This is a genomic window from Kitasatospora sp. NPDC087314, assembly GCF_044744365.1.
Lineage (GTDB): Bacteria > Actinomycetota > Actinomycetes > Streptomycetales > Streptomycetaceae > Kitasatospora.
Genome location: NZ_JBIUYE010000017.1, coordinates 183,646 through 205,856, shown reverse-complemented (window position 1 = coordinate 205,856; position 22,211 = coordinate 183,646). Strand labels below are relative to the sequence as shown.

The window sequence follows — 22,211 nt, the reverse complement described above, 5'->3', positions numbered from 1 at the left end:
CCGGCCTCGGCACCGTCACCGAGCCCCGCACCGCTGCCGACATCCCCACCGCCACCGACGACTCCCGCGCCCTCGCCGCCGCCCTCCGCGCCCAAGGCTTCACCTGCACCGGCCCCACCGGCATGTTTCGCCCTCATGGAAGCCACCGGCATGACCGACACCCACCTCGCCGCCTGCCACCGCCGCGGCACGGCCCCCGCACCCTGGAAGCAGCGCGAGTTGGTGATGTCGGCCGGGCCGGGCGCGGTCGGTGGGCGGCCAGGCCTGTGAAGCCGCTGCTGCCGCACCGGCACCAGCAGCTCGGGTTTTTCCACGGCCCTTTCGACGGTCCGGTCGACGAACCCCCCATGCGAACGGACATGAGTGGTGCGCAGGTCTGTCGGCTCCGTTCAGTCGAAGACCGACTCGGCAATCGAGAGGGGCTGCTCGACGGACCCTGGGAATGACGGACCGGCCCCAGGGCGGGTGCCCGGGGCCGGTCCGTCGGCGGTCGGGTCAGGCCGGCAGCACGGCCTCGATCGCGGCGGTCAGCTCGTCCGCCTCCGGGTCGACCCGCGGCCGGATCCGGGCCGCCACGGTGCCGTCCGGGGAGACCAGGAACTTCTCGAAGTTCCAGGCGACGTCGCCGGCCTGGCCCTCGGCGTCGGCGACCTGCGTCAGCTGCTGGTACAGCGGGTGCCGGTCCTCGCCGTTGACGTCGATCTTCTCGAACAGCGGGAAGGTCACGCCGTAGGTGGTGGAGCAGAAGGTCTGGATCTCCTCGGCGCTGCCCGGCTCCTGCCCGGCGAACTGGTTGCAGGGGAAGCCCAGCACGGTGAAGCCGCGCCCGGCGTAGCGCTCCTGGAGCCGCTCAAGACCGGCGTACTGCGGGGTCAGGCCGCATTTGGAGGCGACGTTGACGATCAGCAGGGCCTTGCCCTTGTGGTCGGCCAGCGAGGTGGGCTCGCCGGCGAGGGTGCGCAGCGGGATGTCGTACAGGCTCACGGTGGTGGTCCTTTCGGCAGGTTGGCAGCGGGTTTTCGCCCGGGCACACGGTAGCGGCCCCGGACGGCTCAACCGTGCCGGCGCCGCCGGTGTTCCGGGTGCGAGGGGGCGTACGGAGCGGCTCGTACGCTCCCTCGCAGCCGGTCAGAGCGCCAGCGGCTTGATGGCGGTCGGCGCGTGCTCGGGGAGGGCGGCGACCTCCTCCCACTCGTTGACCTTGTCGATGTCGGCCGCAGCCATCGAGATGTTGGTGACCCGCTCCAGGATCGCCTCGACGACGACCGGGACGCGGAACTCGGCGGCCAGCTTCTTGGCCTCCTCGAAGGCCGGCAGCAGGCCCTCGGGCTCGGTGACCCGGATCGCCTTGCAGCCCAGGCCCTCGGCGACCTTGACGTGGTCCACGCCGTAGACGCCCAGCTCCGGCGTGTTGATGTTCTCGAACTCCAGCTTGACCTGGAAGTCGATGTCGAAGTTGCGCTGCGCCTGGCGGATCAGGCCCAGGTACGAGTTGTTCACCAGCACGTGGACGTACGGGATCCGGTGCTGGGCGCCGACCGCCAGCTCCTCGACCATGAACTGGAAGTCGTAGTCGCCGGAGAGCGCGACGATCTGGCCCTCGGGGTCGGCGGTGGCGACGCCCAGCGCGGCCGGGATGGTCCAGCCGAGCGGGCCGGCCTGGCCGCAGTTGATCCAGTGCCGCGGCTGGTAGACGTGCAGCATCTGCGCGCCGGCGATCTGGGAGAGGCCGATCGTGGTGACGTAGCGGGTCTCCGGGCCGAAGGCCCTGTTCATCTCCTCGTAGACGCGCTGCGGCTTGATCGGCACGTTGTCGAAGTGGGTGCGGCGCTGCAGCTGCGCCTTGCGGGCCTGGGTGGAGGCGGCCCACTCGCTGCGGTCCTTGAGTCGGCCGGCGGCCTTGAGCTCCCCGGCCACCTGGACGAAGAGCTCCAGCGCGGCCTTGGCGTCGGAGGCGATGCCGAGGTCGGGCGCGAAGATCTTGCCGATCTGGGTGGGCTCGACGTCGACGTGGACGAACTTCCGGCCCGCGGTGTAGACGTCCAGGCCGCCGGTGTGGCGGTTGGCCCAGCGGTTGCCGATGCCCAGGACGAAGTCCGAGGCGAGGAAGTTCTCGTTCCCGTAGCGGTGCGAGGTCTGCAGGCCGACCATGCCGGCGTTCAGCTCGTGGTCGTCGGGGACGATGCCCCAGCCCATCAGGGTCGGGACGACCGGGACGCCGGTCAGCTCGGCGAACTCCCGCAGCAGGTCGGCGGCGTCGGCGTTGATGACGCCGCCGCCGGCGACGATCAGCGGGCGCTCGGACTCCTGGAGCAGCGCGAGGGCCTTCTCGATCTGGATCCGGTTGGCGGTCGGCTTGTAGACCGGGAGCGGCTGGTAGGCCTCGGGGTCGAAGTCGATCTCGGTCAGCTGGACGTCGATCGGCAGGTCGATCAGAACCGGGCCCGGACGGCCGGAGCGCATCAGGTGGAAGGCCTGCTGGAACACGCCGGGGACCTGCGCGGCCTCCAGCACGGTGGTGGCGGCCTTGGTGACGGGCTTGGCGATCGAGGCGATGTCGACGGCCTGGAAGTCCTCCTTGTGCAGGCGGGCGACCGGGGCCTGACCGGTGATGCACAGGATCGGGACGGAGTCGGCGATCGCCGAGTACAGGCCGGTGATCATGTCGGTGCCGGCCGGGCCCGAGGTGCCGATGCAGACGCCGATGTTGCCGGCCTTGGCGCGGGTGTAGCCCTCGGCCATGTGGGAGGCGCCCTCGACGTGCCGGGCCAGCGTGTGCCTGATCCCGCCGGAGGCCTTGAGCGCGGCGTAGAACGGGTTGATGGCCGCGCCCGGCACGCCGAACGCGACGTCAACGCCTTCGAGCTTGAGGATCTCCACTGCCGCGCGGGCGGCTGTCATACGAGGCATCGGGTTTCTCCTGCGTCGGCCCGCAGTGGGTCGGAGGGCTCATCTCCAGAATTCCACCATACGGAAGAACGGTTTCTGTATGCGGAAACACGGTACGGCGGGGCCTGCCAGGGCGTCAAGGGGAGCTTCAACAGAATGTGGAAGTCGACTCCGGGGCGCGAAACCGCAGGTCGCCGCGGGTGCGGGGGTGCGGCGTCCGGGTATCGGGCCGGGCTGCCACGGTGGCTCCGGCCGGGCCATGGCCGCTTCCTCCAGTGCCGGGCGCCCTCCGGGTCGGCCGGCTCGTCGCTTGCTGCAAACGGTGCTGCGCGGGCCTGCTTCGTACACCTGGCCGCCGATCGTGCTGGTGTGCCCGGGGAAGCGGCCGTTCCGGGCCGGAAAGCGCGGCCGGTGTGCAGTGCGGGTGAAGGGACGGTGTTCGAGGTCGGCTCGCCCCGCGCCGCTGGGTACCGTCGGTGCCACGCCGGGCCCGTGACGTCCAACTGAGGCCGCGGCAGGGGGATTTGGGGGCGTCCGGGAGCGGGGGAGCTCCAGCGGCCGGTCCCGTCCAGGACCAGCGCGCCCGGTCCGCCGCACCCGAGCGAGGGACGCACCCCCTGACCGCACCGACCCGACACCCGCCGCCGTCGTCCGGTCCGTCCGGACCCGCGGTCGTACCGCTGTCGCCTGCACCGTGCGGTCCACCGCCCGCTCCGCCGCGCCCGCCCTGCCACACCCCGCTACCTCCGCCCGGCCGCCGCCGATCCGGTGGCCCGCCGGTGACCGCCCGCCGCCGGTGCCCCCTGCCGTCGGCGACCCTCTGCCTCCGGAGATACCCCCTGCCCAGCGACCTCCTGCCCAGCGACAGCGCGCCCGCAGCGGCGGGCGCGCGAAAGGAACGTGTCCCCATGTGCTGTCTCCCTGCCCGCCCCCCGGTGGTGACCGGGTGAGCCGACCGCCCCGCCGCCGCAAGGACCCACCCGGCCGCCCCCGCGGGGCCGCCCCGCCGGGCCGCCGCCGGCTCCCGCTCGCCGCGCTGCGCGCCGTCCCCTGGCGCCACGACCTGCCCGCCTCGGTGGTGGTGTTCCTGGTCGCCCTGCCGCTCTGCGTCGGGGTGGCGGTCGCCTCCGGTGTCCCGGCCGAGCTGGGGCTGGTCACCGGCATCGTCGGCGGCCTGGCGGTCGGACTCCTGCCCGGCAGCAGCCTGCAGGTCAGCGGTCCGGCCGCCGGCCTGACCGTCCTGGTCTACGACGCCGTCCAGCGCTTCGGTGTCGGCGCGCTCGGCCTGCTCGTCCTCGGCACCGGGCTGCTCCAGATCGCGATGGGGGCCTTACGGCTCGGCCGCTGGTTCCGGGCGATGTCCGCCTCGGTGGTGCACGGCATGCTGGCCGGCATCGGACTGACGCTGCTGTTCGGCCAGGTGTACGCGCTCGCCGACCGCCGCGCCCCGGCCACCGGGCCGGAGAAGATCGCCGGACTGCCCGCCCTGCTGGCGGACGCGGTCACCGGCGCGGCCACTCCGAGCGCGGTCGCCCTGGGGCTGGCCACCCTGCTGGTGCTGGTCGCCTGGAAGTACCTGCCCGGGCGCGTCGCCCGCAGCGTCCCCGCACCGCTGGCCGCGGTCGGGTTGGCCGCCGCCGTCACGGCCCTCGCCGACCTGCCGGTGGCGAGGGTCCGAGTGTCCGGCCTGCTCGACGTCGTCCACCTGCCGGACCGCGCCGCACTGGGTGCGCTGGTCGGCACCGCCGGCCTCGGCACGGTCGTCGCCTTCACCCTGATCGCCTCCGCCGAGACGCTGTTCAGCGCCGCCGCCGTCGACCGGATGCACCACGGCCGGCGCACCGACTACGACCGCGAGCTGACCGCGCAGGGCGTCGGCAACACCGTCTGCGGGCTGTTCGGCGCCCTGCCGATGACCGCGGTGATCGTCCGCAGCGCGGCCAACGTCCAGGCGGGGGCGCGGACCAAGGCCTCGCGCACCCTGCACGGGGCCTGGCTGCTGCTGTTCACCGCGCTGCTGCCCGGCGTGCTCGGGCTCGTCCCGCTCACCGCGCTGGCCGCCGTCCTGGTCCACGCCGGCGCGAAGCTCGTCCCGTTGCGGCGGATCGCCGCGCTCTGCCGCGGCCACCGGGGTGAGGCGCTGGTGCTCGGGGTGACGGCGACCGCCGTCATCGCCACCGACCTGTTCGAGGGGGTGCTGATCGGCATCGGCCTGGCCGTGGTCAAGTCCGCCTGGCAGACCTCGCACCTGCAGATCGGCGTGGAGGAGCCGGTCCTGCCGTCCGGCGAGGAACTGCTGCGCGTCCGGCTGAGCGGGAACGCGACCTTCCTGCGGCTGCCCCGGCTGCTGGACACCCTGGAGCGGCTGCCGGCCGACCGGCCGGTGGAGCTCGACTGGTCCGGGCTGCGCCACCTGGACCACGCCTGCACGCTGGCCCTCACCTCGTGGGCCGCCCAGCACCGGGCCCGCTCCACCGCCCCGCTCGCGGTCGAGCCGCCGCTGCCGACCGTCGTGTGAACGCCCGCGTGTGGTTAGCCTGGTGGGGGGGGGGGGGCGGGGGGGCCCCGCCCCCGGGGGGGGGGGGGGGGGGGGGGGGGGGGGGGGGGGGCGGGGGGGGGGGGGGCGGCCCCCCCCCCGCGGGGGGCCGCCCCCCGGCCCCCCCCGGGGGTGTCACCGCCGGGGTGGGTTTCGCGGGGGCGGGGCCGGCCCGGGCCCGCCCCGCGACCAGTGCCGCCGGCGAGGGCCGTCGGCGGAAGGAGCGCAGAGTCGTGATCGCAGCCTTTTCGGTGACCCCGCTGGGGATCGGCGAGGACGTGGGGGAGGCGGTGGCCGCCGCCGTCCGGGTGGTCCGGGCGAGCGGGCTGCCCAACCGGACCGACGCGATGTTCACCAGCATCGAGGGGGAGTGGGACGAGGTGATGCCGGTGATCCGGGAGGCGATCGAGGCGGTGAAGGCCTACAGCGGCCGGGTGAGCACGGTCATCAAGATCGACGACCGGGCCGGGGTCACCGACGGGCTCACCGCCAAGGTCGCCTCGGTGGAGCGGCACCTGTCCGAGCACTGACCCCGCACAGTCGGTCGCTCGGCCGGGGGCCGCCTGGGGCCTGCGGGCCGATCAGCCGGTCGGGCCGGGCTGCACGCCGGCCGGTGCGGGTTCCGTCGCCGGCTCGGTCACCGGCTCGGCCGCGGCGCGCCGGACCAGCAGCCGGTCCAGGGCGTACGGGCCGGAGCCGAGCACCGCGATGGCGAGGAAGGCCCAGCAGAACATGACGGAGGGCTCGCCGCCGTTCTGCAGCGGCAGCAGCGAGTGCTCCTGGTGGACGGTGAAGTAGGCGTACGCCATCGAGCCGGAGCAGAGTAGGGCGGCCGTCCGGGTGCCGATGCCGAGCAGCACCAGGGCGCCGCCGAGCAGCTGGATCAGTGCGGCCCACCAGCCGGGCCACTGGCCGAGCGGGACGGTGCCGCCGCCCTTGGCCCCGCCGAGGACGCCGAAGAGCGAGGCGGCGCCGTGGCAGGCGAAGAGCAGGCCGACGACGACCCGGAAGGCCGTCAGGACGAGGGGGCGCGCGGCGTCGGCCGCCTGCCGGGGGATGGTGGGAAGGTTCGCGGGCACGGGGAAACGCCTCCTGTGGGGGAAGGAGGTACGGGGGCGGCAAGGGTAGCTTTGGTCTAGTCCACTTGGCAATGCTCCGTCAGTTTTCTCGGCGTCAACCCCTGGGGCATTTCTTGACCGTTCGGTCTGGAAAGGGTTAGCGTTCTCTCATGGCGCGAACGAAGGAATTCGACCCGGACGCCGTGCTCCAGGCGGCGCTTGAGCTGTTCTGGCGGCGCGGCTACGAGGCCACCTCGATGGCCGACTTGGTCGAGGAGCTCGGGATCGCCCGGGCGAGCATCTACGCCACCTTCGGCAGCAAGCACGAACTGTTCCTGCGGGCGCTGGAGCGGTATGGCGAGCAGGCCGACCCGAGGCTGCTGGTCGAGCTGTCCCAGCCCGGCCCGGTGCTGCCGGCCGTGCGCGCGGTGGTCCGCCGGTACGCGGAGGGTTCGGCCCAGGACGGGCTGAAGCGCGGCTGCTTCGTCACCAACACCGCGGTCGAACTCGCCCCGCACGACCCCGCGGCGGCTCGTCGGGTGGAGGCCAGTCTCAGTCACGTGGAGACGGCGCTGACCGCGGCCCTGGTGCGCGCCGAAGCCCAGGGCGAACTGCCCGCCGGGCGGGACCCGAGGGCGCTGGCCCGGATGCTGCTGGTGCTGATGCAGGGCATGCGGGTGCTGGGCCGGACCGCCGACGGCGCGGCCCGGGTGCGGGACGCCGCCGAGCAGGCGCTGGTGCTGCTCGACTGACGCATCGAAAGGCGGTGGGGGTGTCGCCGTCTTTTGCTGTCCTGATACTGGACCGAACGGTCAATTTAGGGAGGGGGGTTTCCATGAGCGTCGCCACGGCGGACCGGCCAGGCTTCGCCCTGCTCGGTGGCGTGCAGGCCACGCTGATCTTCACGATCATGATCCTGTCCGTGCCGCTGCCCCTGGTGGCCCGGGAGTTCGGGCTCGGCCCGTCCGGCGTCCTGCTGCTGAGCGCCGCGTACGGGCTCTCCTTCAGCGCCCTGTTGCTCCTCGGTGGCCGGCTCACCGACCGCCACGGCGGCCGGCGGATGCTGCGGGTCGGGCTGGTCCTGCTCGCCGCCGCCTCGCTCGCCTGCGCTCTCGCGCCCGGTTACCCCGTCCTGCTGGCGAGCCGCTTCGCCCAGGGCGTCGGCGCGGCCCTGGCCGCCCCGGCGGCGGTCGCCGTGGTCCGGGCGCTGCATCCCGAACCCGCGCACTACCGGCGGGCGATGGCCACCTGGGGAGGCCTCTCGGTGCTCGGTGCCACCGCCGGGAACCTGCTCTCCGGGGCGGTCGCCGCCTGCGTCTCCTGGCGCTGGCTGTTCGCCGTCCCCGTCCTGGTCGCCCTCGTCGGCCTCGCCCGCTCCGGCTCGCTGCCGACCGCCGAACCGGCGGGCCGCCGCCGCCCGGGCCTGGACCTGCCCGGCGCCGCCCTGGCCACCGCCGGTGTCTGCGCGGCCAGTTACGGCCTGGTGGCATCCACCGAGCACGGCTGGCGAGGCCCCGAGGCGGTCGCGCCGCTGGCCGCCGGGCTGTTCCTGTTGCTCGCCTTCGCCGCCGCCGAGCGGCGCACCGCAGACCCGCTGCTGCCACCCGGCTTCCTCGCCGACCGGCACCGGGCCACCGCGCTCGCCGCCGTCACGGCGACCGCCGCCGGCACCGCGCTGACCTCCCTGCTGCTCGCGCTGTACCTCCAACAGGTCCGTGGCTGGGGAGTGTTGGCCACCTCCGCGGCCTTCCTGCCGTACGCGGGGGCGCTGCTGGCGGCCGGCCGCCTGGCCGGGCCGTTGACCGCCCGGTACGGCCCCGTCGCGGTCACCGCCGGCGGGCTCGCCGTGGCGGGCGCCGGGCTCGGCCTGCTGGCCCGGCTCGCACCCGGGAGCGGGTACGTCGGCGGGCTGCTGCCCGGGCTGCTCCTGCTGCCCGCCGGGGCCGCGGCGGCCTTCGCCGGCGCGGCCGTGCTCGCCACCGGCGGCGTGCCGCCCGAGCGGACCGGCCTCGCCGCAGGCGTGCTCAACACCGCCATGGAGCTCGGCCCCACCGCCGGCGTCGCCGCCCTGATGGCGCTCGCCGCCACCCGTCCGACCGTGGTCGGCGGCTATGCCGCGGCCTTCACGGCGGCCGCCGTCGGGCTGGCGCTCACCGCCCTCGCGGTCGCCACCCTCGCCCGCCGATCGAACGGGCCCGTCGAGGCCGGGAGCACCGAGGGCGCCGACACCACCAAGACCACCTCCGCACCAGCACGCACCAACCGAACCGAGGAGTACTCATCATGACCACGCGTTTCGCCGACACGTCCGTCCTGGTCACCGGCGGCGGCAGCGGCATCGGCCGGGCCATCGCCCTCGCCTTCGCCGGGGAGGGCGCGCGGGTCGCGGTGGCCGGCCGCAGCGCCGGCCCGCTCGCCGAGACGGTCGAGCTGATCGAGCGGGCCGGCGGCAAGGCCGTCGCGCTCGCCGGCGACGTGACGAACGGTCAGGACGCCGCCCGGCTGGTCCGGGAGACCGTCGAGCTGTTCGGCGGGCTGGACGTCGCCGTCAACAACGCCGGGGTGCTCGGCGCCCTCGGCCCGGTCGCCGACATCGACGAGGACGAGTGGCACCGGGTCATCGGCAACAACGTGACCGGCACCTTGCTCGCCATGAAGCACCAGATCTCCCACATGCGGGCCCACGGCGGCGGCGCGATCGTCAACGTCTCCTCGAACCTGGGCGCCCACGTGCGGATCGGGGGCCTCGGCGCCTACTCGGCCAGCAAGGCCGCCGTCACCGCGCTGACCCGCAGCGCCGCCCGCGACCACATCGCCGACGGCGTCCGGATCAACACGGTGAGCCCCGGCCCGGTGGACACCGCCATGTCCTCCCGGCCGGGCGAGGACGGCTCCGGCAAGGCCGAGCGGATGAAGGACACCGTGCCGGTCGGCCGGGCCGGTGCGGTGGAGGAGATCGCGGCCGCCGTGCTGTACCTCGCCTCGCCCGAGGCGGGCTTCACCGTCGGCGCCGACCTCGTCCTGGACGGCGGCATCGGCGCCTGACCGTCCTTCGCCGGGAATGACTCGACGGCCGTGTCCAGCACGGCCGTCGAGTCATTCCCCGGGCTCCTCCCCGTGCAGCGCGTCCAGTGCCTCCGCGCTGCGGCCCCGGGCCAGCATCCAGGCGCCGTCGACCCGCACCACCAGCACGCCCGGCCCCTCGAACCAGCGGCAGCCCCGGCCGATGGCGGGCAACTCCCGGAGGGCCGAGGGGAGTTCGTCCTCCGGCTCCAGGAAGTCGGTCAGCTCGTGGTCCTCCAGCAGTTTCTCCATCATCGCCATCACCACGGCGGCCGTCGAGAAGCGCTCCTCCCACGGCTCCCACCGCTCCTGCGACTTGTCCGCGAGGTCCGGCCGGATCACCGTCGGCGGGTCCTCCTGGTCGAGGTCGGCCAGCAGGACGCCCCAGTGCGCGCAGGCCTGGTTCTCCGCCCGGTACGCCAGCGCGCCGTCCTGGACGAACAACTCCTCCGGCGTCAGCAGCACGTCCTGGTTGCTGGTGAGGTCCGCCCGGCGGCCGAACAGCCGGTACGCCTCGCGCAGCGCGACGGGCAGCCGCAGGCCGAGCCGCCGCTCCGCCGCGTCGAGCTCGGCGTCGGTGAAGCCGTCGCCGGGTCGCAGCGGCTCGCCCCAGAGCGCCGCGAAGCCCTCGACGAGTGCCCAGGCGCCCGCACGGCCCCGCAGGGATTCGGCCATGGCGGCCCGCAGATCGAAGTCGGTGTCGTTCACCCGGGAACCGTACGACGCCCCACTGACACCTCGTGACACGCCCGTCCATCACCCCGGGACGAGCCCCCGACGCGCTTTCGAGACCTGCCCCAACGCCCGTCCGCGCACGACCGGCCGAATATGACGCGAACGCGTAAGCCCGCCGACACTCACTGCTCACCGTGGGGTTTCCAGCCCGTCGTGTGGGCAGGACACGGTTTCGGCCGGAACCGACGCAACGAAAGGCGGACGCGCACCCCATGCCGACCGCACCGCACGCCGCGCCCCCACCGGGTCGCCGAAACCGCTGGGGCGAGCACGGGCTCGCCTGGGCCTTCCTGCTGCCCTCCCTGGTGGTGTTCGTCCTCTTCATCGGCTACCCGCTGGGACGGACGATCTACCTGAGCGGGCACGCGAACGACCTGTTCGGCGCGCCCTCCCGCTACGTCGGGATGAAGCACTACACCGACCTGCTGACCTCGGCGGACTTCCGGCGCACCCTCGTCACCACCGCCCTGTTCACGGTGCTGACGGTGGTGCCCGGCGTCCTCGGCGCGCTGGCGCTGGTGCTGCTCCTGGAGAACCGGATCCGGGGCGTGCGGTTGCTGCGCTCCGCCTTCGCGCTGCCCTTCGCCTTCTCGGTGGCCAGCGCGTCCGTGGTCTTCGCGGTGTTCTTCAACCCCGCCAGCGGGGTGCTCAACGGCCTGCTCTCGCACCTCGGGCTCGGCCCGATCGGCTGGCTGACCGACTCCCGCTACGCGCTGCTCTCGGTCGCCGTCACCACGATCTGGATGAGTCTCGGCTACAACGTCCTGGTGCTCTCCGCCGGCATCGGCTCGATCCCCGCCGAGATCCTGGAGGCGGCCAGGATCGACGGCGCCTCAGGCCTGCGGCTGGCCCGCTCGATCACCGTGCCGATGCTCGGCCCGAACCTGTTCTTCCTGACCGTGGTCTCCACCGTCCACGCGCTGCAGAGTTTCGGCCAGATCCACATCCTCACCAAGGGCGGCCCGGACGGTGCCACCCGGACCCTCGTCTACTCCGTCTACGAGAAGGCCTTCGCCTACGGCTCCAGCGACTTCGGCACCGCGAGTGCCCAGGCCGTGGTGCTGCTCGTGGTCGTCCTCGCCTGCACGGCCGTCCAGTTCGGCGTCCTGGAGCGGAAGGTGCACTACGCATGACCGTGACCGCCACCGAGGCCGGAACCGGGCCCCAGGGCGGGGCCGAGGCACCACGCCGCCCGCGCACCCGCATCCTGGCCGGACGCTCGCCACGCGACCTGCTCGGCCGCGCCGCCGTCTACCTGCTGCTCGCCGTCGCCGTCGTCACCGTGGCCTTCCCGGTGTACTACGCGATCGCCGGCGCCTTCATGGGCCCGTCCGAACTCTCCTCCTACCCGCCGGCGTTGGTGCCCCACTCGGTCACCGGTCGGAACTTCGCCGGCGCCGTCGACACCATCCCGCTGGCCCGGCAGTACGCCAACTCGGCGATCGTGGCGACCGTCATCACGTTCGCCCAGCTGTTCACCTCGATCCTGGCCGCGTACGCCTTCGTCTTCCTGCCGCTCAGGGCGCGGGCCGTGGTGTTCGGGGTGTTCCTGGCGACGCTGATGGTCCCGTGGGAGGCCATCATCATCCCCAACTACCTGACGCTGTCGGGCTGGGGGCTCGGAAACACCTACTTCGGCCTGGTGCTGCCCTTCCTCGCCTCCGGCTTCGGCACCTTCATGCTGCGGCAGTCCTTCCGGCAACTTCCCGGCGAACTGCGCGACGCCGCGCGGATCGACGGCGCGGGCCACTGGCGGTTCCTGTGGCGGATCGTGGTCCCGCTCAACAAGCCCGCCCTGGCGGCACTGTCGATCTACGTCTTCCTGTCCGCCTGGAACCAGTACTTCTGGCCGCTCATCATCACCCGCACGGCGAACATGCAGACCCTGCAGATCGGTCTGACCTCGCTGCGCGACTCCGAGATGGCCGACCCGGGCCTGATCCTGGCCGGTGTCGTGCTCTCGCTGCTGCCCACCCTCGCCCTGGTGGTCTTCGGCCAGCGCTTCATCGTCCGCGGCCTCACCGCGGGCGCCGTCCGCTGACCGGCTCCGCTGACCGGCTCCGCGCCCTCCGCTCCGCTCCTCCCGCTCTCCCGAGCACGTCCCTCCCGACAGAGAGAGAACCTCCCGTGAAGAAGAGTGCCCGCGCGCTCGCGGCCCTGCTGGTGGCCGGCCTGTCCCTGACCGCCTGTAGCTCCGGCGGTTCCAGCTCCAGCTCCGGCTCCGGCGGCTCCTCCGACGCCGCCCCCGGCGCCCAGGCGCTCGACCAGGCCTCCGGCGTCACCGGCGTCGAGTTCTGGCACTCGATGACCGGCAAGAACGCCGAGGTCCTGACCGGGCTGGTCAACCAGTTCAACGCCGCCCACCAGGGCAAGATCGAGGTCAAGCCGCAGTTCCAGGGCAAGTACGACGACCTGGTCGCCAAGTACAAGGCCGCGGTGCAGCAGAAGGGCACCCCCGCCCTGGTGCAGGTCTACGACATCGGCACCCGGTTCATGATCGACTCCAAGCAGACCGTCCCGGCCCAGGCCTTCGCCGACAAGGACGGCTACGCGCTCGACGACCTCGACCCGAACATCCGCAACTACTACTCCGTCGGCGGCAAGCTCGCCTCGATGCCGTTCAACTCCTCGATGCCGCTGCTCTACCTCAACACCGACGCCTTCAAGGAGGCCGGTGTCGACCCGGCCCGGCCGCCCAAGGACCTCGCCGAACTCGGCGAACTGGCGAAGAAGCTGACCAAGAAGGACGCCGACGGCAAGACCGTCCGCTACGGCTTCGGCGCCGCCATCTACGGCTGGTTCGTCGAGCAGCTGCTCGCCGAGTCCGGCACCATGTACTGCGACCAGGACAACGGCCGCAGCAACAAGGCCGGCAAGGCCGTCTTCGACTCCGCCCAGGGCGCGCAGATCGTCCAGTGGTGGGCCGACCTGGTCAAGGGCGGCTACGCGGCCAACACCGGCCGTAACACCGACGACGCCCAGGCCGCGTTCAAGGCCGGCACCGTCGCCATGCACCTGGAGTCCACCGGCGTGCTGCGCGGCTACACCGAGGCCGCCAAGTTCACCGTCGGCACCGCGGCCTTCCCCAAGGTCGCCGCCGCGGACCAGGGCGGCCCCGTCATCGGCGGCGCCTCGCTGTGGATCAGCGGCCCGGGCCACTCCGATGCCGAGAAGCGCGCGGCCTGGGAGTTCGAGAAGTTCGTCACCGCCCCCGAGCAGCAGGCCGTCTGGCACACCGGCACCGGCTACTTCCCGGTCAACCGCAAGTCCCTGGACGACCCCAAGGACAAGGAGTGGGTGGCCCAGTACCCGCAGTTCCAGACCGCCATCGACCAGCTCAAGGCCACCAAGCCGTCCCCGGCCACCGCGGGCTGCCTGCTCGGCGTGATGCCGCAGGCCCGTAAGGGTGTGGAGACCGCCATCGAGCAGACCATCGCCGGCTCCAAGGCCGCTCAGCAGGCCCTCGCCGACGCGGCCAAGGAGCTCCAGCCCGCGATCGAGAGCTACAACAGCTCCGTGAGCTGACCCGCCCGCTCCACGACGGCCCGCCCGGCGCAGCACCGCCCGGGCGGGCCGTCGTGCGTCACGCCGAGCGTCATCCGGAGCGTCACGCCGAGAGCGCTTCGCCGTCCTCGGGAAGCACGCAGGCGGCCGCCAGCTCGTCCAGCGAGAGATCCAGCGCGAACGCCAGCGCCGCGATGGTGAAGAACGACGGCGTCGGCGCCCGCCCCGTCTCGATCTTGCGCAACGTCTCCGCCGAGACACCGGCCACCGCCGCCACCTCGACCATGCTGCGCTCGCCACGCGCCTCGCGCAGCAGCGCCCCGAAGCGCTCCCCACGCTCGCGCTCCCACGGGGTCAGCGGAGTCCTCACCATGAGGTCGATACTACGGCCTGCCCCGTACGGTCCGGGCGCCATCGCCATCCCCGGCCGACCGGCCACCCCGGGGCCCAGCTCCGAGGCCGCGCCGCCCGCCCCGCCCTCCCCGTCGTCCGGCCGACGCGGGGCCGCGCTCCTCCGCTCGGCCCGGCGGCCTCCCCATCCCGCAGACCGTGATACAAATACCGGTATAAGAATTGGATCGAGGGAGACGAGTCACCATGGTCGAGATCAAGTCGGACGCCGCACTGGACGCGATGCGCGAGGCCGGGCGGGTGGTGGCGGACGCGCTGGCCGCCGTGCGCGACGCGGCGGCGGTGGGGGTGAGCCTGCTGGAACTGGATGAGGTGGCGCGCGGCGTGCTGCGGGCGGCCGGGGCCACCTCGCCGTTCCTCGGCTACCGCCCGTCCTTCGCCCCCGTGCCGTTCCCGGCCGTCATCTGCGCCTCCGTGAACGACGCCGTCGTGCACGGCATCCCGAACGGCTACCGGCTGTGCGACGGCGATCTGGTGAGCATCGACTGCGGCGCCGTCCTGGACGGCTGGGCCGGCGACTCCGCCGTGAGCTTCATCGTCGGTACCGCCCGGCCCGAGGACACGGCCCTGATCGACGCCACCCGGCGCGCCCTGGAGGCCGGCATCGCCGCCGCGGTGGTCGGCAACCGGATCGGTGACATCGCCCACGCCGTCGGCAGCGCCGCCCGCGCCGGGCGCTACGGCCTGCTCGAGGGCTTCGGCGGACACGGCATCGGGCGCCGCATGCACGAGGACCCGCACCTGCCCAACGAGGGCCGGCCGGGCCGGGGTTACCGGCTACGGCCGGGCCTGGTGCTGGCGATCGAGCCGATGCTCATCGCCGGCGGCCGGGACGACTACGACACCGATCCGGACGGCTGGACGCTGCGCACCACCGACGGCAGCCGCGCCGCGCACATCGAGCACACCGTCGCGATCACCGAGGACGGCCCGCGCATCCTGACCCTGCGGTAGGGCCCGTCCGGCCGGTGGCATGCCGGCCCCCACCCTGGTGTTCACCTCGGCCCGGTACGCTCGGCGGTGTGACCAAAGGCGTGATGTTCGACTTCTCCGGCACCCTCTTCCGGGTCGCCTCGACCGCCCAGTGGCTGGACGCCTTCGCGGCGTCCACCGGCCTCGGCCTGCCCGCTTCCGAGCGGGCCGAACTGGTCCGGAGGCTGGAGGAGTTCGGTGCCCTGCCGGGCGGCGTGCCGCCCCGCCGCATCCCGGCGGACGTGCAGGAGGCCTGGCAGGAGCGGGACTTGACCCCGCAGCTGCACCGGACGGCGTACACCGCGCTGGCGCGCGCGGCCGAGCCGCCCGCCGCCCTCGACGTGGACGCCCTCTACGACACGCACACGGCACCCGCGAGCTGGCGGCCGTACCCGGACGCCGGGCCGGTGCTGCGGGAGCTGCGCCGCCGGGGCGTGCCCGTGGCGGTGGTGAGCAACATCGGCTGGGACCTGCGGCCGATCTTCCGGGAGCACGGGCTCGACGAGCTCGTCGACGCCTACGTGCTGTCCTTCGAGCTCGGCGCGCAGAAGCCCGACCCGGTGATCTTCGAGGCGGCCTGCGAGCGGCTGGGCCTGCCCCCGGCCGACGTGCTGATGGTCGGCGACGACCGGACCTGCGACGGCGGGGCGACGGCCCTGGGCTGCGCCTTCCACCCGGTGGACCACCTGCCGGTCGAGCAGCGCCCCGCCGCCCTGACGCCCCTGCTCGACCTGCTGTCCTGACCGCCCGGCGCTCGCCACCGGCCCCGAACCAGCCGGAGCTGCCAGGATTGTGACCTCCCATCAGTAACGGCCGGGAGTGGGGGTTTACCCCACCCCCGGTCGACCCGCTGCCCGGATGGGACCACGTCCCCGGCGCCAGCAGACTTCTGGGCATGCCGAACCCCAACCGCACCCTCGCCGCCGCGACCGCGGCCGCCGCGCTCGCCGTCACCGTCCTCGCCGCCCAGCCCGCCGCAGCGGCGGGCCCGGGCGCCGCCGGGAAGAGCCGCCTCGCCTGGTCGGCCTGCCCGGGCCAGGCAGACACCCGCCAGCAGTGCACCACCCTCGCCATCCCGCTCGACTACGCGGACCCGGACGGACCGCAGATCACCCTCGCCGTCTCCCGGATCGCGGCCGCCAAACCGGGTCTGCGCCACGGTGTCCTGCTGATCATCCCCGGCGGGCCCGGCGACAACGGCCTCGACCGGCCCGCCGGCGCGGCCAAACGGCTTCCGCAGTCCGTCCTGGACCGCTACGACCTGGTCGGCTTCGACCCGCGCGGTGTCGGTCGTTCGACGCCGGTCAGCTGCGGTCTGGAGAAGTCGGACCTGGCGATGGTCAAGCTCCGGCCCTGGCCCGCCGCCGACGGCTCGATCGATGAGAACCTCGCCACCGCCCGCCGGGTCGCCGAGACCTGCGCCCGCAACGGCGGCCCGGTGCTGCGCAGCCTCAGTACCCGCAACGAGGCCCGTGACATCGACCGGATCCGCCAGGCCCTCGGCGAGCGCCGCCTCTCGGCCTGGGGCACCTCGTACGGCACGTACGCGGGCGCCGTCTACGCCACGATGTTCCCCCGGCAGACCGACCGGATCGTGCTCGACAGCAACGACGATCCGGACCCGTCGCGGGTGGGGCGCGGCTGGCTCGCCGCCTTCGGCCAGGGCGCCGAGGACCGCTTCCCGGACTTCGCCGAGTGGGCCGCGGCGCCCGGCAATCCGGACCGGGTCGCGGACACCCCGGAGGAGGTCCGCCCGCTCTTCCTGGACCTCGCCGCCCGTCTGGACGCCGCGCCGCTGCCCTGGCCGGGCGCCAACCCGGCGGAGCTGAGCGGCAACGTGCTGCGCGAGTCCATGCTGCAGAGCCTGTACGCGGACGGCGCGTTCCCCGATCTCGCCCGGTTGATGCTGGCCGGCCTCGGCCGCCGCCCGCTGCCCGCGCCGGTGGTGCCGCCGGAGGAGGTGCTGCAGAACCACATCGCGGCCTCCGCCGGCACCCTCTGCAACGACGTCGCCTGGCCCGCCGATCCGGCCGCCTACGGGAAGGACGTCGCCGCCGAGCGTGCCGCCCGTCCGCTCACCGCGGGCATGCCGGTGAACGTGATGCCGTGCGCCTTCTGGCCGTTCGCGCCGGCCGAGCCGCCGGTCCGGGTTACCGGCCGCGGCCCGGCGAACATCCTGCTGGCGCAGAACCTGCGCGACCCCGCCACCCCGTACCCGGGCGCGCTCAAGCTCCGCGCGGCGCTGGGGGATCGGGCCCGGATGGTCACGGTGGACTCCGGCGGGCACGACGTCTACCTGGCCAACGGGAACGCCTGCGGCGACGCGGTGGTGACGGACTTCCTGGTCACCGGCCGCCGACCGGCCGAGGACGTCCGCTGCCCGGCCGGCTGAGCCGGGTCGAACGGGCCCGACCGGCGAGGGGGCAACGGGCCGTGGACGAACGGTCCTTGCCCTCGAACGGGCACCCGTTTGACCCGACGGAATGAGCCGAATCTGTGGCGGATTTGTGACAAAGCTTCGCCAACACCCTGCCCTGGCAGGGCATTCGCGGCCTTAGTGTTCCAGCTATGTCACCGAAGAGCCGCATACCTGCCCCGGACGCGGGCGACACCTGGGTGCCGCGCCCGCGGCGCCGTGAGACCCCGCTCGGATTCCTGGGTCACACGGTCACGTTCCTCGGCTGCTGCACTCTCGGCGGCGTCCTGCTGGCCGGCCTCGTCCTTCCCGCGGCGGGCGCCGTCGGGCTCGGGGCGAAGAGCGGCGCCGAGGGCTTCGAGAGCATCCCCGACGACTTCAAGACCCCGCCGCTGACGCAGGCGACGCAGATCTTCGACGCCAAGGGCGGCCTGATCGCCAAGGTCTACGAGCGGGACCGCACGGTGATACCCGCCGAGCAGATGTCGCCCCTGATGCGCCAGGCGCAGGTGGACATCGAGGACGCGCGGTTCTACGAGCACGGCGCCGTCGACCTCAAGGGCATCCTGCGGGCGATCACCAAGAACGCGGAGAGCGGCGCCGCCGTCCAGGGCGCGTCCACCCTGACCCAGCAGTACGTGAAGAACGTCAACGTCGAGAAGGCCGGCGACGACCCGGCGGCCGTCCTGGAGGCGCAGCGCAAGACGCTCGGCCGCAAGATCCAGGAACTCCGGTACGCCATCAAGCTGGAGGAGGATCTGACGAAGGATCAGATCCTCACCAACTACCTGAACATCACCTTCTACGGCCACCAGGCGTACGGCATACAGGCGGCCGCGCAGCGGTACTTCAGCAAGGACGCCAAGGACCTCGCCCTCCCCGAGGCGGCCATGCTCGCCGGGCTGGTGCAGAACCCCTCCCAGTACGACCCGAAGCTGCACCCGGTGGCCGCGCAGAAGCGCCGGGACACCGTCATCGACAAGATGGTCGAGAACAAGCACATCACCGCCGACCAGGCCAAGGAGGCCAAAGCCGCCCCGCTGGGCCTGAAGTACAAGGACCCGCAGAACGGCTGCATCACCGCCCAGGCCGGCATGGGCTTCTTCTGCGACTACGTGCGCCACGTGGTCAAGCAGGACCCGGTGTTCGGCAAGAGCGCCGCCGAGCGCAAGAAGCTGTGGGACACCGGCGGTCTGAACATCTACACCACGCTGGATCCGGACAAGCAGGCCGCCGCGCAGAACGCCGTCTCCCGGCAGGTGTACGTCACCGACCCGGTCTCGGCGGCGATGACGATGGTCGAGCCCGGCACCGGCAAGATCCTGGCGATGGCGCAGACCCGCCCCTACGGTCTGGCGAAGGAGAAGAACGAGACCGTCGTCAACTACAACGTGGACGCGGCGATGGGCGGCGGCATCGGCTTCCAGCCCGGCTCCAACTTCAAGCCGATCGTGGCCGCCGCGGGCCTGGAGGCCGGTCTGTCGCCCACCCAGCGGTACGACTCGCCCAACCGCATGGACTGGCCGACGATGAAGACCTGCGACGGCACCTGGAGGAACCTGAGCAAGGGCAAGAAGGAGGGCAGCGTCCCCAACGAGAGCGCGTCCGAGGTCGGCCCGTACGAGCTCAAGGAGGCGATGGCCCGCTCGGTCAACACCTACTTCGTGCAGATGGAGCAGGAGATCGGCCTCTGCGCCGTCAAGCAGATGGCCAACAAGCTGGGCGTGACCGGCAAGGCGAGCGGCGACCCGCTCCAGGAGCTGCCCGCCCTCGGCCTCGGTACCCAGGAGGTGAGCCCGCTGACCATGGCCAACGTGTACGCGAGCTTCGCCGCCCGGGGCACCTACTGCGCGCCGCTGGCGATCAACAAGATCTCCACGGTGGACGGCAAGGACGTCCCGGTGAGCCCGGCCAAGTGCGGCGAGGTGATGTCCGAGAGCACCGCGGACGTGATCAACAGCGTGCTGCTGGGGGTGACCGAGAAGGGCACCGCGAAGGAACTCGGCCTGGACGACGGCCGCCAGATCGCCGGCAAGACCGGGACCACGGACGAGAAGAAGTCGGCCTGGTTCACCGGTTACACGGGCAACCTGGCCGCCTCGGTCTGGCTGGGCAGCCCGGGCATCAAGGTGCCGATGAAGAACATCCGGATCGGCGGCCACTACCAGAAGGAGGTGTTCGGGGCGACCGGCCCCGGGCCGATCTGGCAGGAGGCGATGAACGACGCCGTCCGGAACCTGCCCGAGCAGGACTTCCGGACCGTCTACATCCCGGACCCGCCCAAGCGCGACCCGGGTTGCGCCACCCCCAGCGGCTCGCCGAGCGCCTCCTGCACCGGCGGCGCCGGTCCGGGCAAGCAGCGGCCGAGCAGTCCGGGTAGCCCGAGCAGCCCGGTCGGCCGCTCCGAGCCCTCCGCCCCGGCCGACAACCAGGACCAGTGAGCCGCCCGGCCCCGCCTGAGTACCCGTGCTCAGGCGGGGCCGGGGCCCGGCGGCGGACGACGACGCCATGCCACCCGGCATCCTCGGCGTCCCCGCCGTGGGCCCAGGGCTTGTCTGACAATTCCTAGCGCGCCTCGACCGGCTCGCCGCTGTCCTGGTCGAGGTTGAAGACCCGCCGGTAGGAGTCGGTGACCACGGTGATCTGGTCCCGGCCCGTCCAACTCGCCTCCACCAGCCGGGCGTCGTCCGGAGCCCGGCCGATCTGGGCCAGCGACCAGCGCCGCGCGGACCAGCCCGCACCGGCCTCCAGCAGCACCTGCCAGTCGTCGCCGCTCTTCGGTCCGACGCCGTACGAGCGGTGCACCACGACCAGGGCCCGCTCGGGCTGAGCCGGGGCGGTCTCCCGGCTGCGGGTCTCGGCGGCCGCGACCTTGTGCGCGGCCAGTACGCCGAGCAGGAACACCACGCCGGCGGTCACCGTGACCGCGCGGGTGGCCGTCCGTACGGCGGTGCGCCGGTCGCCCAGCCAGGCGGCGGCGATCAGCGCGGCCAGCGCCGCACCGAGCAGCAGCTCGGGCTGGTTCAGCAGGTCGGCGACCAGCATCAGCCCGCCCGAACGGCTCTCCCACTGCCCCTCGGTGTAGAGCAGCACGGCGGTCACCCCGGCCGCCAGCAGCAGCCGGACCAGGACGCGCCTGGCCTTCGGCATCCGGTTCCTCATCGTCCCCCCGTCCGATGTGTCACAGCTCAGCGAGCAGCTTGCGGCCCTCCGGCCAGTCGCCCAGCCCGGAGTCCGAGTTGAGGTGTCCGTGCGCGCCCGGTTCGACGTACCGGGCGCCCCAGGCCCCGGCGAACAGCCGGGACCGCTCGGGGGTGGCCCACGGGTCGTCGGTGCTGGCGACGACCACGGTCGGGAACGGGAAGGGAGCCAGGGCCACCGGGCGGAAGCCGGCCAGCTCCGGGACCTCGGCGGTGTCGATGTCGGCGGGGGCGACCAGCAACGCGCCGCGCACCGCGGCGGTCCGCTCGGCGGGCGCGGTGGCCACCCAGCGGGCCACCGTGATGCAGCCGAGGCTGTGGGCGACCAGCACCACCGACCCGTCGGCGGCGGCCTCGGCCACCGCCGCGTCCACCCCGGCCACCCAGTCCGGCTGGTCGGGGTGGTCCCAGTCGGCCTGCTGCACCCGGCGGAACGCGTCCGGCTCGGCGCTCTCCCAGCGGGTCTGCCAGTGCTCGGGGCCCGAGTTCTGGTAGCCGGGCAGGACGAGGTAGGTGGTGCGGTCCGGCATGGGCTCCTCCGGGAGTGCGGTCGTGGCGGCAGCAGGAGTCTAGGACGCGCGCCGCCGCCGCCCGCCGCCGGGCGGTGACCCGGCGCACACGGCCGGCAGCGGGCTCGCACCGACGGTCACGCGCCGCAGTCCGGCCGGTGCGCCCTGTTGCCAACGGCCCGGCCGGTGCGGGAGGTTGGACCGGGCCCGCGCCGCCGGTGGCCACCGGACCGGGCCCGCGCCATGTCGGACGCTCGACCATGTGGAGGGATGTCGGCGATGACATCGAAGATCCTGCTCGTCACCGGGGACGCCGCCGAGTCGCTGGAGGTGTTCTACCCCTACCAACGGCTGCGCGAGGAGGGCTACCAGGTCGACATCGCCGCCCCGACCAAGAAGCGCCTCCAGTTCGTCGTCCACGACTTCGTCGACGGCTACGACACCTACACCGAGAAGCCCGGCTATACCTGGCCCGCCGACCTCGCCTTCGCCGACGTCGACCCGGCCGACTACGTCGCGCTGGTCATCCCCGGCGGTCGCGCCCCCGAGTACCTGCGGAACAACGCCGACCTGCAGCGGATCGTCCAGCACTTCTTCGCCGGCGACAAGCCGGTCGCGCAGATCTGCCACGGCCCGCTGATCACCGCCGCGGCCGGGGTGCTGTCCGGCCGCCGCAGCTCCGCCTATCCGGCGCTGGAGCCGGACGTGCAGGCGGCGGGGGCCGAGTTCGTCGACGGCGAGGCGGTGGTGGACGGCGTCGTCGTCTCGGCCCGTGCCTGGCCCGACCACCCGGCCTGGCTGCGCGCGTTCATCGAGATCCTGCGCACCAAGGCCCCGGCCTCCTGACTCTCCCCGGCCCGCCGCGCCCCCGACCCGTCTCAGGGGCGCGGCTCCACCACGGCGGACCCGGCGACGTTC

Annotated in this window: 20 protein-coding genes; 13 read left to right on the top strand and 7 right to left on the bottom strand. The window is 73.3% G+C overall.

Annotated elements, in window-relative coordinates; all coding sequences use genetic code 11:
- Positions 1 to 495: 495 nt before the first annotated feature.
- Both ACIO5E_RS32805 and gcl read right to left on the bottom strand, forming a co-directional pair.
- Positions 496 to 984 (bottom strand): glutathione peroxidase, encoded by a 489-nt coding sequence (locus tag ACIO5E_RS32805; protein WP_400674923.1) that lies wholly within the window; start codon positions 982 to 984, stop codon positions 496 to 498.
- A 144-nt stretch (positions 985 to 1,128) separates the two neighbouring features.
- Positions 1,129 to 2,901: a glyoxylate carboligase gene (gene gcl / locus ACIO5E_RS32800; RefSeq protein ID WP_400674984.1), complete on the bottom strand. Its 1,773-nt coding sequence runs from the start codon at positions 2,899 to 2,901 to the stop codon at positions 1,129 to 1,131.
- 1,024 nt (positions 2,902 to 3,925) lie between these two features.
- Between gcl and ACIO5E_RS32795 the strand changes: the two genes are divergently transcribed.
- Both ACIO5E_RS32795 and ACIO5E_RS32790 read left to right on the top strand, forming a co-directional pair.
- On the top strand, positions 3,926 to 5,407 hold the full coding sequence (locus ACIO5E_RS32795) for a SulP family inorganic anion transporter (protein WP_400674982.1): 1,482 nt from the start codon (positions 3,926 to 3,928) through the stop codon (positions 5,405 to 5,407).
- Between the two features lie 251 nt (positions 5,408 to 5,658).
- Complete coding sequence (locus ACIO5E_RS32790) at positions 5,659 to 5,955, top strand: MTH1187 family thiamine-binding protein (protein ID WP_280686235.1); 297 nt, start codon at positions 5,659 to 5,661, stop codon at positions 5,953 to 5,955.
- Between the two features lie 51 nt (positions 5,956 to 6,006).
- Here the strand turns inward: ACIO5E_RS32790 and ACIO5E_RS32785 are convergent, their stop codons facing one another.
- Positions 6,007 to 6,504: a DoxX family protein gene (locus tag ACIO5E_RS32785; protein WP_400674920.1), complete on the bottom strand. Its 498-nt coding sequence runs from the start codon at positions 6,502 to 6,504 to the stop codon at positions 6,007 to 6,009.
- A gap of 149 nt (positions 6,505 to 6,653) precedes the next feature.
- Between ACIO5E_RS32785 and ACIO5E_RS32780 the strand changes: the two genes are divergently transcribed.
- From ACIO5E_RS32780 to ACIO5E_RS32770, 3 genes are all read left to right on the top strand, one after another.
- Entirely contained in the window at positions 6,654 to 7,235 is a 582-nt protein-coding gene (locus ACIO5E_RS32780; protein WP_400674917.1) for a TetR/AcrR family transcriptional regulator, read from the top strand.
- A gap of 83 nt (positions 7,236 to 7,318) precedes the next feature.
- Complete coding sequence (locus ACIO5E_RS32775; protein WP_400674915.1) at positions 7,319 to 8,770, top strand: MFS transporter; 1,452 nt, start codon at positions 7,319 to 7,321, stop codon at positions 8,768 to 8,770.
- Positions 8,767 to 9,528, top strand: coding sequence for an SDR family NAD(P)-dependent oxidoreductase (locus tag ACIO5E_RS32770; RefSeq protein ID WP_400674913.1), 762 nt, complete (start codon positions 8,767 to 8,769; stop codon positions 9,526 to 9,528). Before ACIO5E_RS32775 ends, ACIO5E_RS32770 begins: the two co-directional genes overlap by 4 nt.
- 51 nt (positions 9,529 to 9,579) lie before the next feature.
- On the opposite strand, the gene ACIO5E_RS32765 is transcribed toward ACIO5E_RS32770, so the two are convergent.
- Entirely contained in the window at positions 9,580 to 10,254 is a 675-nt protein-coding gene (locus ACIO5E_RS32765) for an SMI1/KNR4 family protein (RefSeq protein WP_400674911.1), read from the bottom strand.
- 239 nt (positions 10,255 to 10,493) lie between these two features.
- Here ACIO5E_RS32765 and ACIO5E_RS32760 point away from each other — a divergent pair, with 239 nt between their 5' ends.
- From ACIO5E_RS32760 to ACIO5E_RS32750, 3 genes are all read left to right on the top strand, one after another.
- Positions 10,494 to 11,414, top strand: a complete 921-nt coding sequence (locus ACIO5E_RS32760) for a carbohydrate ABC transporter permease (RefSeq protein ID WP_400674908.1) — start codon at positions 10,494 to 10,496, stop codon at positions 11,412 to 11,414.
- The gene (locus tag ACIO5E_RS32755) at positions 11,411 to 12,322 is read left to right on the top strand and encodes a carbohydrate ABC transporter permease (protein WP_400674905.1); all 912 of its coding nucleotides are present in this window, start codon (positions 11,411 to 11,413) and stop codon (positions 12,320 to 12,322) included. Before ACIO5E_RS32760 ends, ACIO5E_RS32755 begins: the two co-directional genes overlap by 4 nt.
- A gap of 86 nt (positions 12,323 to 12,408) precedes the next feature.
- Entirely contained in the window at positions 12,409 to 13,806 is a 1,398-nt protein-coding gene (locus tag ACIO5E_RS32750; RefSeq protein WP_400674902.1) for an ABC transporter substrate-binding protein, read from the top strand.
- Positions 13,807 to 13,888: 82 nt separating this feature from the next.
- Here the strand turns inward: ACIO5E_RS32750 and ACIO5E_RS32745 are convergent, their stop codons facing one another.
- Positions 13,889 to 14,158 (bottom strand): helix-turn-helix domain-containing protein, encoded by a 270-nt coding sequence (locus tag ACIO5E_RS32745; protein ID WP_400674900.1) that lies wholly within the window; start codon positions 14,156 to 14,158, stop codon positions 13,889 to 13,891.
- Positions 14,159 to 14,382: 224 nt separating this feature from the next.
- On the opposite strand from ACIO5E_RS32745, the gene map reads away from it, so the two are divergent.
- The 4 genes from map (at position 14,383) to ACIO5E_RS32725 (ending at position 20,025) form a co-directional block, all read left to right on the top strand.
- Positions 14,383 to 15,150 (top strand): type I methionyl aminopeptidase, encoded by a 768-nt coding sequence (gene map, locus ACIO5E_RS32740; protein ID WP_400674898.1) that lies wholly within the window; start codon positions 14,383 to 14,385, stop codon positions 15,148 to 15,150.
- Between the two features lie 68 nt (positions 15,151 to 15,218).
- On the top strand, positions 15,219 to 15,911 hold the full coding sequence (locus ACIO5E_RS32735) for an HAD-IA family hydrolase (protein ID WP_400674895.1): 693 nt from the start codon (positions 15,219 to 15,221) through the stop codon (positions 15,909 to 15,911).
- 152 nt (positions 15,912 to 16,063) lie between these two features.
- Positions 16,064 to 17,560 carry an alpha/beta hydrolase gene (locus ACIO5E_RS32730; RefSeq protein WP_400674893.1) on the top strand — a complete coding sequence of 499 codons (1,497 nt, stop codon included), beginning with the start codon at positions 16,064 to 16,066 and terminating at the stop codon, positions 17,558 to 17,560.
- Positions 17,561 to 17,736: 176 nt separating this feature from the next.
- Entirely contained in the window at positions 17,737 to 20,025 is a 2,289-nt protein-coding gene (locus tag ACIO5E_RS32725) for a transglycosylase domain-containing protein (protein ID WP_400674890.1), read from the top strand.
- Between the two features lie 124 nt (positions 20,026 to 20,149).
- On the opposite strand, the gene ACIO5E_RS32720 is transcribed toward ACIO5E_RS32725, so the two are convergent.
- A complete protein-coding gene (locus ACIO5E_RS32720; RefSeq protein ID WP_400674887.1) occupies positions 20,150 to 20,734 on the bottom strand; it encodes a hypothetical protein in 585 nt (194 codons plus the stop codon).
- 31 nt (positions 20,735 to 20,765) lie between these two features.
- Positions 20,766 to 21,314, bottom strand: coding sequence for an RBBP9/YdeN family alpha/beta hydrolase (locus ACIO5E_RS32715; protein ID WP_400674885.1), 549 nt, complete (start codon positions 21,312 to 21,314; stop codon positions 20,766 to 20,768).
- Positions 21,315 to 21,572: 258 nt separating this feature from the next.
- Here ACIO5E_RS32715 and ACIO5E_RS32710 point away from each other — a divergent pair, with 258 nt between their 5' ends.
- Positions 21,573 to 22,139: a DJ-1/PfpI family protein gene (locus ACIO5E_RS32710; protein WP_400674883.1), complete on the top strand. Its 567-nt coding sequence runs from the start codon at positions 21,573 to 21,575 to the stop codon at positions 22,137 to 22,139.
- Positions 22,140 to 22,211: the final 72 nt, after the last annotated feature.